The organism is Colwellia maritima (assembly GCF_022669015.1).
GTDB classification, from domain to species: Bacteria; Pseudomonadota; Gammaproteobacteria; order Enterobacterales; family Alteromonadaceae; genus Colwellia; species Colwellia maritima.
The window spans coordinates 1,870,981-1,884,475 of record NZ_JAKKSL010000001.1; the positions used below are offsets into that span (position 1 = coordinate 1,870,981).

A 13,495-nucleotide genomic window follows, 5' to 3' on the forward strand; every position below is an offset into this window, starting at 1 on the left:
GGTGACTGAATTTAGTTGACCAGGTCATAACGATGGAGAAAATGCCTTAGCTATGCAAGATGTTGTAATACTAGGGCATGTTAACAATGAGCGAGTAAGACATGTATTAGGTAATGCTATTCACGATCCTAAATCACTTGATTTACCAGTATTAAGTACAGATGCCTTTGATGAACTTTACAATGGAGAAAGTAATTTCAAAGATTCAGTGGATCATTTTATTTTTTCTGTAAATACGGGGGAAAAACCTGCAACCAGTATTATGTTGTACGGCGATTTCGAATGGTCGATAACACAGTCTTCAATTGATAAGTTTTATATTATTGAAAATTTATCGAATGATTCATACAAGTTAATTGAGCGAGATGATGACACTGTATTTATGTGCCCTGACGAATTAGCAAAGCAGATAAAACAAGAGTGGTTTCTTCATTTTAGTAAACAATGGCTTGTGATAACAACAGATGAGAATCGACTTGGGCAGATTGTAAATAGATTGCAAGATAAAGCGTCTTCAGAGATGGAATTATCAAGTTGGCGTCAATATAGAGACACTAAAACGATAAGTCTTTGGTGTCCTCGTACCTAAAGACACATCAAAAACAGCCGAAGGTATGAGTGCCCATATAATTAAAAAAGTGATGAGTAAAAACGAAGAGGTATCTGCTTTGTTTTTTGGACTAGACATAAACCTTTTATCACAAACAATCTCTTTAGGTTCACAAATAAATGCCAATAGTGCTTGGACTGATGAAAAATATTTATCTGCTAATAAATTCATCATGGAATCTAAAGGTGACGCATCAAAGATATCTGAAACCTTAGCAGGTTTTTTCGATAATATTAATATTGAAAATGCTAAAGGTTCACTTATAACTACACTAAAGCTTAGTGAAGATGACATTCCTAAATTAACTGATGTTTGGTCTGAATTAGTCATGAAAGCATTTTCATCTAACGGTAATTCGCAATCAACATCTCAAAAGGTTTCTCCAGAATCATTAATGAATTCACAGTGGGATTACAAAATTAATGATAAATTAATTGCCTTACCTGATTACAAAAAAGCCGAATTTGATGCCAAGCCATCTTTTGTTGATGGACCTTTAGCTGTCTCTGTGAACTCAGTAAATATAAACGAGGAGTTAAACCTAACTGAGTTGAATATTGAAGGAAACATGAATGTACCCAAAATTGAAGGGTGGTGGCATCTTTCAAAAGCTAAGCTGACACTTAAAGTAAATTCTGTAAATGATAAGGCGGGTAATAACCTGTTAAGGGATGAGCGATGTGTTAAAGACCTAGGTTACCGAGGTAGTAACCATGATGTGAGTTCTGGATTTAATACGACAAATTTAAAGGCGTATGCACAGAAAACACTTCGTTTATCAGAAGGTTATAACTTCTCAGATGTTGCCAATGTTAAAGGGGCTTTATCTTTTTCTGCTCCTGTAAATATTGAGACTATTGATTTACCACTTCAAAAGGGTGCCGGCTTTGAAAAACACGGTTTTAGATTTTTTATTAACGAATTTGATCGTCAAAGTGTGTCTTATGCCGTAAGTGGTTCGCAAAAGCATTTGATAGAAATACAAGGATTAAATGCAAAAGGTGAAGCTTTATCACAGAGTTACTCTTGGGGTACTAGTGATGCTAAAACTCAACATTACCAAGGCGACGTTAAATCTATTCGATTAATTTTTTCAAATGCATTCAGTGAACATGAAATGCACTTTATTATAGAGAAAAAAGAATTTTTCCCGAAGGCTGAGTTAAAAGTAAATTACTTAACTACAAGGCCCTCTATCGTAGATGAAAATGATTGGGCTAATGCGACACGACAAAAATGGGGGGATACTAATGCTAAGCAATTTTTAGAGAAAGAAAAATACCTATCCAACAATAAAGTTGGCGACTTGTATCAATTCCCGTTTGCCATGATGTTAAGTCATGACAATTCGCAGTCTTGGGGTAGCCACCCATCACTAAAAATACTCTCTCCATTTGTTAGTGGTTTAACGTTTAATCTACAAGCAATCGAGTTAACGGCTCATAGTATTAACGAGAAACTTTCTTATTACGTTAAAAACAGTGCATGGTATCGCATAAAAAACAACTTTATTACTGAGTACATCCCACATACAGAAATTGACAAAGCACAAGTCTTATCTGATAGTGTCAACATAGGTTTAAAGCTTAAGCCTAAAGAGCCTATGGGTAAGTTATCAGGCGAAATAAAGGTTAATTTACCTCAGCGTATCGAGACTGTTAATGTTGGTTTGCCTGATTTTAAACAAACGCTTCACAACCACGAAATTTTAATAAGTAGGGTGAAAATTACTAACGGACAAACACCACACACAACCTATCGAGTTGAAGCTCCTAACCTAATTAATATGATTGCAGTTTTAAAAAATGGTAACGAGATGCTTCCTTTACAAGGAGGTGTATTTAAGGATGGATTCTGGTCATTGTCTTATCAGTTAACAGATCAGATAGATCATTTTGATGTGTTAGTTGCCTCAAAATTGAACACATTGAAATTTCCTTATGAAATAATGCCTAACTACAATAAATAAGTGGAATATTAATAGGGACGTTTCTGTGGTGGACCGTCATTCATTGTTTGTTAAAGTAATACCAGTTTCATTAATTAAGTGATCTATTTTATATGTAGAAAAAATTGCCAAATAAAAGGAATTATTTCAATAACGAGTTGTTCTAATTATTAAATAAATAGCGAAGTAGTTGTTGATTTTGGCAAGTTGAAATGATCACATAGTTAGTGAGATTGGTATAAGTACTTCACTATATTGTGTACTGCCAAATATAACGTATTTGCATGTTATCCTAACGAAATATTGCATTATGGAAGGGTAGAATGTATTCTACGTGCCATTACAAATAGTCTTATATACTATTATTAGTTATAGCTTTAAATAAAAATACATAAATTTAAATGACACATTTATCTTAATTATTTAATGTATAGGGTCAATCAAGAGTAATATTATGCATCATAATACATCTAGCTTAGCGAGCGCTTCACTTGCGGAAGAAACCATACCAGAAGATTGTATACGTAATTTAACCGTTGATAACCTTATTTTTACTTTACATGAAAGCAAATTAAAAGTGCTTTTGGTTAAGTATAATCGTGGATTAGCTATTAATAAATGGGGTTTAATAGGTCATTGGGTTAGGGAAAATGAAAATTTAGAAGATGCGGCTTTACGTGTTGTAAAAAAAACAACGAATGTCGATAATCTTTACCTTGATCAGCTTGGCGCATTTGGTGCAGTTGATAGATACCCCACAAGTCGGATTATAACCATTGTTTATTATTCGTTAGTTAGGCACGAAGAAACTAAATTAATTACTGGAGAAAATGCCTTTGAATGTGAATGGTTTGATGTTTATGATTTACCCAATTTAATGTTTGACCATGGCGATATTTTAGCGGCAGGTTTGAATTATTTAAAATATATTGTACGCCATGAACCTATTGGTTTTAATTTATTACCTGAAAAATTCACCTTACTTGAATTGCAAGAAATATACGAAGCAATCTTAAATAAAACCTTAGATAAGCCTAATTTTCGTCGTAAAATTCAAAAAATGAATTTATTAATTAACTGCCAAGAAAAACAAAAAAAAGTAGCTCACCGCGCGGCAACCTTGTATAGATTTGATATCAATGTCTATGAAAAACTGAAAGAATTTGGATTTACATTCGAATTTTAGTTCACTATTTATTTTTACCATAAAAGACAACATTCGTTGTCTTTTTTTGTTTTAATCCTCCGCTTAAACATATACCTGTTTACATCTGAATAATTTGCATATAGTATTTTGGACTATATCAATGGTTAAATCATTATAAAATTGTATTTGGAGTATCCATGCAAAACGAAAAAAACAAATTAACTGTTAAAGAAAAATTTGGTTATGGCTTAGGTGACACGGCAAGCAATATTGTTTTCCAAATGGTTGCTAATTTCATGCTGATATTTTACACCGATGTTTATGGCTTATCAGCAGCAGCAGCGGGGACCTTATTACTTACTGTTAGACTGTTCGACGGATTTACTGACCCAATTATGGGCAGTATTGCCGATAGAACTCGTACAAAATGGGGAGCGTACCGTCCATACTTATTATTTTTAGCGGTACCTTATGGCGTATTAGCTTGTTTAGCTTTTATAACGCCAGATTTTGATGCCACGGGTAAACTCGTTTACGCGTATATAACGTACGGTTTATTAATGACCTGTTATACCGCCATTAATATTCCTTATGGCGCTTTAGGTGGTGTGATGGTTGATTCACCTAAAGAACGCGCTTCATTACAGTCATACCGTTTTGCTATGGCAATGGCTGCATTGGTGATTATTGTTTGGGCTTTACCGAAACTTGTCGCATATTTTGGTGAAGGTAATGACAGAATAGGGTATCCCTTAGCAATGGCCTTTATGGGCACTTTAGCGGCTATCTGTTTTGTGTTTTGTTTCAAAATGACCAAGGAAGCTAAACTTCCACCGGTAGAAAATAATCGTAAAAGTGTGTTTACTGAATTCTTTTCGCTTTTCAAAAATGATCAATGGGTGATTATTGCTGCCATTAGTTTAGTAACGTTAATACTTATTGGCATCCGCGCAGCGGTTGCTCCTCATTATATAAAATATTATGTGGGTGAAGAGTCACTCATTTCTTCCTTTTTAACGGTTGCCGCAATAGGTTCGGTTTTAGGGGCGGTATCTACTAACTTTTTAACGAAGTATTTTGAGAAAAAGGTGCTATTTCAAGTTGCTATTGTGGTTGTGATCATTTCGCATAGTCTTTTCTATGTTGTAGATTCAAGCCAAATAGTCGCTATATTCATTCTTTATTTTGTTGCCAATTTTGCGCATATGATGATAACGCCCATTATGTTTTCTATGGTGGCCGATACTGTTGATTACGGTGTGTTAAAAATAGGTAAACGTCTTACTGCTATTACCTTTTCAGGGCATTTGTTAGCGATTAAGTTTGGCTTTGCAATTGGTGGCGCATTGGCCGGCCGGATACTAGCTAGTTACAACTATGTGCCTAATCAAACACAAACTGCTGACACACTTAACGGTATATTGCTCGCCTTTTGCCGGTATACCCGTTATTTGTATGATCGTGAGCTTATTGCTGATTAAACAATACAAATTAACTGAACTTGAAGTAATCAATATTCAAGCAAAAATCACAGCGTAATATAGAGAAAAACCGTATCTTTAAACAACCATGATTTAGTGCTAAACCTTTGTTACTCAATGTTTGTACTAAAGGTTAGTACTAAATTATTTGGTCATTTTAATAGTTCATTCGGACATAGGAGATTTTATGACGAATTCAGTACAAAAAAAAACAGGCGTACTTGAAACGTTAAGTCATGCGGAGAAAATTCAGCTGAAAGACTTAGCGCGCGCCAACGCATTAAAGAACAAAAGCGACCCACTGGTAAAACACATTTACACTGCTGATCCATCAGCACATGTGTTTGACGGTAAAATTTATGTTTATCCGTCTCATGATGTTGAGTCGGATAACAGTATTAATGATGATGGCGATCATTTTGCAATGACCGATTATCACGTGCTTTCGCTTGATAAAGATGACTTTAGTGCAACAGACCATGGCGTAGCTTTATCAATAGATGATGTTCCTTGGGCAAGTAAACAAATGTGGGCACCTGATGCCGCACATAAAAATGGTACCTACTATTTTTACTTTCCTGCTAGGGACGAAGACGGAATTTTTCGAATTGGCGCAGCAAGTAGTAAATCACCAACAGGACCATTTACCGCTGAACCTAACTATATTCAAGGTACTTTCAGTATAGACCCCGCTGTTTATGAAGATGATGATGGTAGTTATTACCTTTATTTTGGTGGTTTATGGGGAGGTCAATTACAAAACTGGCATGAGGGTAAATTTAGTAAAGCCGATAAATACCCTGCACCAAATGAAACGGCTTTACCGGCGAAAATGGCGAAGCTATCGGCTAATATGGTTGAATTAGCTGAAGAGCCTAAAGATGTAGTTATTATTGATGATAATGGCGAAACCATTAAAGTAAATGATAATAATCGTCGATTTTTTGAAGGTCCTTGGGTACATAAATATAACGGTGTTTATTATTTTTCATACTCTACCGGTGATACTCATAAAATAGCGTATGCTACCAGTAGCTCACCTTATGGTCCTTTTACTTATCAAGGTGTTATTTTAAACCCCGTATTAGGTTGGACGAATCATCACTCTATTACTTGTTACGAAGGTAAATGGTATTTATTTTATCATGATAGTAGTTTGTCGGGCGGCCAAACTCACTTGCGTTGTGTAAAAATGACAGAATTGGTTCATGATGAAAATGGAAGAATTCAAACAGTAGATGCATACGAGAAGAACTAAAAAATTTTCTTTGCTAAAGATATAGTCAATAAGACATTAATAGGTGTGACTATCTCAACCTGATATATAGGTTATTTGCTCTATTTTAATGTATTGAATTTCCTATTATAAGTTTAATTATTACACAAAATAGCGTAAAGACTCTTGGTCTCAACGTGAATAAATAAATAAAAAATAGTCATATATAGTCAAAATACCTTATTGTCATATTGAATATAATGTGCTAAAAATGTAATTGTCATATTGACAATATAAAGATAAATATAAAAATTAGGGGACTAATAAAATGTTTAATAAAAAGATATTAACTACCTCCATCCTAGCTGCACTAAGTTCAATGACTGTTGCAACGATGGGGTATGCGGCAGAAGATGAAGCGAAAGATGTAGAAATTATTACCGTGACAGGTATCCGTGGTAGTTTATTACGTGCAATGGACGTAAAACGAAGTTCTGATGGTATTGTTGATGCGATTTCCGCTGAAGACATGGGTAAGTTTCCAGATACAAACCTAGCTGAATCACTACAGCGTATTACGGGTGTTTCAATTGACCGTGCCAGTGGTGAAGGTAGTAAAGTTACAGTGCGTGGTTTTGGCGCAGATAAAAACTTAATTACTCTTAATGGTCGTCAATTACCGACAACTACTGGTGATAGAACATTTGATTTTGCGAATATTGCTTCTGAAAGTGTATCAGGTGTTACGGTATATAAAACATCTAATGCAAGTGTTACCTCTGGTGGTATTGGTGCCACTATCGATTTACAAACACATAAACCTTTACAGTCCCCTGGTACTAAAGCTTCATTCGGTACCAAATTTGTAAACGATTCTTCAACTGATCAAGGTAGTACAACGCCAGAAATCAGTGGTTTGTACTCACAAACATTTGCAGATGAAAAGTTTGGTATTTCACTTTCGGGTAGTTATCAAGAACGTGAAAGTGGTATGCAACAATTTTTCCAAGACCAAGGTTATAGAGCTAGTGACTATAGTAATACCGGTTGGGGCGGTGTACCTGCAGGCGCAGACGGTGGTACAAACAGACCAACCAGTGGTAACTATTCAAACCCACAACAACCTCGCTATGTTTTTGAAGAACGCCAACGTGAACGTGTTAATGGTCAGTTAGTATTACAATTTAAGCCTATTGAAAACTTAACCACGACATTAGATTACACATTAATTCGTAATACTGTTGAAGAGCAACATACCGATGCTTCAGTATGGTTTAACTATGCAGGTGATCGCAGTGAGTCAGTATGGGATGGTTCTCCAAATGCTGTGCCGTTAATTTACTCTGAGATTTATGAAATAAATAGTGATGCTGATTTTGCTGATACATCATTAACTGTAGGTTCGTGGGGGAATGAACAAAAAACTGATTCAATTGGTTTAAATATTGATTGGCAAGTGAATGACGATTTAAACCTTGTTTTAGATCATCATAGCTCTAAAGCAAGCATGCAAGCGACAGATCCTCGCCATGGCACGCGTAATAATCTGCAATTACCATCATATACAAGAACTCGCACAGGTTTAGATTTAACGGGTGATCTTCCAGGGATCGCAACGGGTAATATTGAATCATTTACACCAGAAACTATGCGTTTATCAGGTATTTGGTTTGCTAATGATAAATATTCTTCTGAGATTCAACAAACTCAAGTAAAAGGCGAATACGTAATCAATGATGAAGTCAGTATTGATTTTGGTGTGTCAGTTAATACAGTTAATAACCACTACCGTCATACGCAAGTTCAGCGTGCCGATTGGGGTGGCGTTGGTGTAGAAGGTGATTTTGCTGATATTAATTGGCGCGAAGATACTATCTTAGATAAATTTGATGCTAAATCGGGTAATTTTGAAGGTACACCAACACAATCTGATTATGATTTGTTTAACACCATCTATTTTGCTGATTTTGACGAGATAATTCGTGCTGCAGAATTTGCAGATCCAGTAGCCAATGTTGATAGTTTATGGGGTGACTGTAAAGCACCGGCAGGCGCATCAGCAGGTCCTAATGGCGAAGGACACTTCTGTGCATCAACAAATTGGGATGCAGATACAAACCGCTTTACTGAAGAAAAAACCACCGCATATTTTACGCAAGTTAGTTACATTAGCGAAATCAATGATATGCCATTTAGTGCATTCTTTGGATTACGTTATGAAACAACTGATGTTGATTCAAAAGCATCAGCACCAGGGTATAGTAGTATTGAATGGAATGAAGATACGGCAACGTCTGTAACTGGTGTTACCGGAATTGAGTCGCTTCATCAATCTGCGGATTACAGTCAATTATTGCCAAGTATCAGTGTGAACCTTGAGCTTACTGACGATATTGTATTAAGAGCAGCAGCAGGTAAAACTATTTCTCGTGCTTCTTATAATCAATTACAAGGTGGAACAACGGTTAATACGGGGGGGAGTTTAAGTGGTTATTCAGGTAACTCAGGTAACCCCGCATTAAAACCATTAGAATCGATAAACTTTGATGTTTCTGCTGAGTATTATTATGACGAAGGTAGTTATGTTTCATTAGGTTATTTTAGAAAAGATGTTACTAACTGGATAACAACGGGTACGGTTGATTCAGCAATATTTAATCTTCCTAATCCACTTGATGGTGAGAAGTTTAGAGCAGCAACGGCGGCATTAGGTGCCAATGCTTCAAACCAAGAGATCAGAGACTATATCTTTACAAATTACGCTGATGATCCAAATGTTCAACCAAATTTTGACGAAGATGGTCTGTTAGATGGAGGTAAAATCATTGGTGACCCGACAACAGATAATATCGCTAACTTTAGACTAAATGTACCTGTTAATGGTGATAATGAAGAGACAATTGACGGTATCGAATTTAACGTTCAACATATCTTTGGCGATTCAGGCTTTGGTGGTATCTTCAACTATACCTTGACTGATTCTGGCCTTGCTTATGACAATAACTCTTTGCAAGATACCGCAGCATTAACTGGATTAAGCGATACCGCGAACATTGTAGCTTTTTATGATAAAGATGGCATTCAAGCTCGTATAGCTTATAACTGGCGTGATGAGTTCTTAAATGAACGTCGTGTAAACGGGGATTTAACCGCACCTATTTATACTGAAGCCTATTCTCAAATAGACTTTAATGTTAGTTATGATGTGGCGGCGGTTGAAGGTCTAACTGTATTTATTGAAGGTATTAACATTACTAACGAATACGGTCGTGATACACGTCTTACTTATAAGTTAACACAAACTGGAGCACGTTACGCTGTAGGCGCAAGGTTTTCCTTCTAGCATGAATTGTTAACTACGTTACTAGAAACCGATAGGCTAATAATCTATCGGTTTTTTTATGTAAGACTACTTAGGATATTATTTTTACTGTTTTATTACTTAACCTTAGCTCTGACACTGTGGGTTTAACGGTAAAATTAACGGATGATGACGGTGAGCATTAGTTGGTGTTAATACGATAACCGCAACTGATGGCGAGTGGATGCAATTAACCGGTTCATACACTCATACTGTTGTTGGTAATGAAGTTAGTGCCTACGTTTATATTGAAGGGCCTGCTGCAGTCGTAGAGTAATATATTGATGATATTTCAGTGATATTAGCAAAATAAGCTGCTGACTTTTTGTTTCAATGAATATTATAATAAAACGGTTATTCAATCATGTTACATAGGTATATGTTTATTTAAATCTATGCTTATTTAAATGAGAGGAATAAGTTAGCCGTTAATCTGCCTGTAATAGGATCACTATTAATGTCTGTTGCGGCATTAACGAGTGTGGAGTGAAGTAATTGTCCTGGAAATACAATTAAGCGGTTTGGTTTATATGCCACAGTTTTATAGCAGGTAAATTCGTTATGTTGTTCATTACAGTAATTCAGCTCGCGTAAAGTGGATGATTGAAAGTATGCTTGAGCGAATTTTAAGTAAGTCTCTTTATTGTCATTATTAATACGATCTAATCCACTTTTGTTATGTTTAAAAAAAGCGGTACCGCCGTGAGTACCTTTGTTCATATAGTGAATAATGGCAATTAGATTTGGGTTAGGCGTGTCAAAATGTGGCCATGACTGCATAGCCGAAAGCTCATTTGGTTGCTTGGTTATTAATGATAAATAATTGTCAATGGGATTGGGTTGTAACAAATCCGGCAATTTATATACGCGATATAATACTTCGATTAGTGGTTTCAAATATCCCACAACTAGCGCTTTTGGTATTGCTGACCTAATGCCTGGGTAGTTGGTTACCTCATCAGGTATAAATTGAGCGTGTGCTATCACCTGATCAACTAATTCATTATGGTTGTCAGCATAGTTGTCAATAATAAGAATAGGCGTCTTATCTTGTCCGATATACTCAATGTTAAGTGTTGCTTGACGATTTACCTTAATCATTGCTGTTAAACTACCGTTGATTTACAGTAATTATTGATGAACTCGTTATGATCAGGAAAAGTATTTATGCGACGGTTTATTGTTGTTTTTATGTTTTCTAAAAAGTTTTTTAATTCGCTATCAGACATCATGTTAACTATTTGATGGTAGTTTTTAGGCATCAACCCTTGTCCTATCATCACTTGTATCCACGATGTTTCGCCAAACAATTCACGCTCAGTTTTATATGCGTTACCATTTTCGACAAATAAATTAATGCGTTGTTGTAAGCTTTCTGGAATATCCATACTTTTACAGTAACGCCAAAATGGGCTGTCGGCACGTTGAGTTACATGATAGTGAAGCACAATAAAATCTCGAATATTATCAATTTCAAACCGCATTTTATTATTAAAGTCATCCACATTCGATTGCTCCATATTTTTTGAAGGCAAGTTTTGCATTAGTCGAATGATGCTTTGCTGAATTAAATGGATACTGGTTGATTCAAGAGGTTCAATAAAACCGCCGGAAAGCCCTATAGCAACACAGTTTTTGTTCCAGTGTTTACGACGAGTTCCTGTTCTAAATTTAATGACTCTGGGGTCATTAAGTAACTTGCCTTCTATATTATCAAGTAGGGTTGCTTTGGCATCATCATCTGACATGTACTTGCTGCAAAAAACAAAACCATTACCCATTCTACTTTGTAGTGGAATTTGCCATTGCCATTTGACCTTGTGTGCAATTGAACGAACATAAGGAACCGGTTTTTTTATTATTTCTGTTTGTACCGCGATGGCACTATCACATGGTAACCAGTGACTCCAATCTTCGTAGCCTGTATGCAGGGTTTCTTCTATTAGCATACCTTTGAAACCGGTGCAGTCAATGAACAAATCGCCTTCAATAACTTGACCATTGTCTAAACCGATAGACTTGATAAAGTTATTTTCGTCATGTTGGTTAACTTGAGTTATTTTACCTTCAACACGTTTAACCCCATGAGCTTCGGCTAGATTTCTTAAAAATTTAGCGTACAAGCCTGCATCAAGGTGGTAGGCATGATTACGATCTTGGTTTGGCACTACCGCGAACTTGCCTAATCTACTTGCTACATGTTCAGGACAATAGTCCCCTATCTCGCTTACCATGCCTTGTTGTTTGCCTTTAACCCAAAAGTGTTGAAAGCAAAGCAGCCAAAGAACCTTGCCCTAAATAACCAAATGAATGAATGTAATCTTGGTTGACATCACGCCAGTTTTCAAACGAGATACCCAACTTAAAGGTTGCATTAGTTGCCTTCATTACCTCGGCTTCGTTGATTTTTAAAAGATCATGAAAAATATGCAGGGTAGGTATCGTTGCTTCACCGACACCAACGGTAGGAATTAAATCTGACTCAACTAGTGTAATATTCAAATTTTTACCTAGTAATTTACCAAATGCTGCTGCTGCCATCCAACCGGCTGTACCACCGCCTGCAATAACAACATTTTTAATTGTTGATGAATTCATGATGTAATTCCTACTGTGTTAATTGTTTTAAATACTCTGTCTTTGGTTGTTAATGACCTTAGCGTCGTAATTTATTTTGTAGATTAGCTCTTAATATGCGTGCTTGCGTTTCATTTAATGGGCTAGTGAGAATACTTTTTGCACTGTCTTTTATATGGGCAAAGTCGTTCTCATGGTGGTCAAACACATAATGATTAAATAAATGTTTCCATGCCTTTCGCTGTGATTTAGGTAAATCCCTGATGCTTAATATTGCGTGATGCAACGAATCTGTTGGGTTGCCCATATAAGTCGGACTTGTTCTCCACCAATAATTGAGTAACACGTTGAGATCACTCAGCCCTTCAACGTGATGAAACCACATACTTGGTAATACAATAGCGTCGCCCGCCTCAAGTTCAGCAATAACCGCAGAGTCTATTGCTTGTTTATATCGGGGGAATTGCTCAAAGTCTGGCTTATCAAAGTCAACCATACTAATGGGTTGACCACCGGGAGCTTTATCTAGAGGCCCACAATAAAGGTTTTTTATTTGCGCAGGTGGAAACAAGGTGAATCGTCTTTTTCCTACCACGCAACAGGCTAAATTTTGTAAAAAATCGAAATGCGCAGCCACCTTACTTTTATTACCTAACCATATGTTATAGATAGCATTAGACAATAAGGGAGATGCTAAGGTTTCTTCTACTAGGCTAGGTAATATTTGTTTAATACTGGTTGAGCCAATATAAATTGTTTTAGGTGTATCGCTTATGGCTTGTTTTAATATATCAGTTAACACGTCACTTAATATTTGTGGGGTGGTATGAAAATTAAAACCACTCATGTCGTCATTATAAAAAATACGACCGTGTTCTTTAGGTTCTAAGTAACAGGTGTTAACTGGAGTGCCATTTTCCATTTTTTTTAGGTAGTCAACTGCATGCTTATTTGATTGTTTAGCTGCTTTTACAATAGGCCAACTGTCGCCAAAACCTTTTAGAATTAAAGGCACGTCAGATGTTAATATTGCTTCACTAATATTATTAGGTGTTATATCAAAAAGTGTTTTAACTGTATTTTTAATCGTTAACATATTACGTTGAACCTAAAGACAACTAACTTGTGTTTGTTAAGTAAGTTATTTAATTACAC

At 36.0% G+C, this 13,495-nt stretch carries 8 protein-coding genes and 1 pseudogene; 6 read left to right on the plus strand and 3 right to left on the minus strand.

Annotated features, from left to right (window positions below; all coding sequences use genetic code 11):
• Positions 1–52 precede the first annotated feature (52 nt).
• The 6 genes from L3081_RS09150 to L3081_RS09175 all read left to right on the plus strand — a co-directional run bounded on the left by L3081_RS09150 (position 53) and on the right by L3081_RS09175 (position 9,745).
• Positions 53–589: a hypothetical protein gene (locus L3081_RS09150; protein ID WP_242285069.1), complete on the plus strand. Its 537-nt coding sequence runs from the start codon at positions 53–55 to the stop codon at positions 587–589.
• Between the two features lie 25 nt (positions 590–614).
• On the plus strand, positions 615–2,579 hold the full coding sequence (locus L3081_RS09155; protein ID WP_242285071.1) for a hypothetical protein: 1,965 nt from the start codon (positions 615–617) through the stop codon (positions 2,577–2,579).
• 433 nt (positions 2,580–3,012) lie between these two features.
• A complete protein-coding gene (locus L3081_RS09160) occupies positions 3,013–3,744 on the plus strand; it encodes an NUDIX hydrolase (RefSeq protein ID WP_242285072.1) in 732 nt (243 codons plus the stop codon).
• 158 nt (positions 3,745–3,902) lie between these two features.
• Entirely contained in the window at positions 3,903–5,186 is a 1,284-nt protein-coding gene (locus L3081_RS09165) for a glycoside-pentoside-hexuronide (GPH):cation symporter (RefSeq protein ID WP_242285073.1), read from the plus strand.
• A 187-nt stretch (positions 5,187–5,373) separates the two neighbouring features.
• Complete coding sequence (locus tag L3081_RS09170; RefSeq protein ID WP_242285074.1) at positions 5,374–6,444, plus strand: glycoside hydrolase family 43 protein; 1,071 nt, start codon at positions 5,374–5,376, stop codon at positions 6,442–6,444.
• A 286-nt stretch (positions 6,445–6,730) separates the two neighbouring features.
• Positions 6,731–9,745: a TonB-dependent receptor gene (locus L3081_RS09175; RefSeq protein ID WP_242285075.1), complete on the plus strand. Its 3,015-nt coding sequence runs from the start codon at positions 6,731–6,733 to the stop codon at positions 9,743–9,745.
• Positions 9,746–10,162: 417 nt separating this feature from the next.
• Here L3081_RS09175 and L3081_RS09180 read toward each other — a convergent pair whose 3' ends face one another.
• The 3 genes and pseudogenes from L3081_RS09180 to L3081_RS09190 form a co-directional block, all read right to left on the minus strand.
• The gene (locus L3081_RS09180; RefSeq protein WP_242285077.1) at positions 10,163–10,864 is read right to left on the minus strand and encodes a DUF6445 family protein; all 702 of its coding nucleotides are present in this window, start codon (positions 10,862–10,864) and stop codon (positions 10,163–10,165) included.
• Positions 10,865–10,869: 5 nt separating this feature from the next.
• Positions 10,870–12,361, minus strand: a pseudogene (locus L3081_RS09185) (tryptophan halogenase family protein).
• 58 nt (positions 12,362–12,419) lie between these two features.
• A complete protein-coding gene (locus L3081_RS09190; protein ID WP_242285079.1) occupies positions 12,420–13,436 on the minus strand; it encodes a cupin-like domain-containing protein in 1,017 nt (338 codons plus the stop codon).
• Between the last annotated feature and the right edge of the window lie 59 nt (positions 13,437–13,495).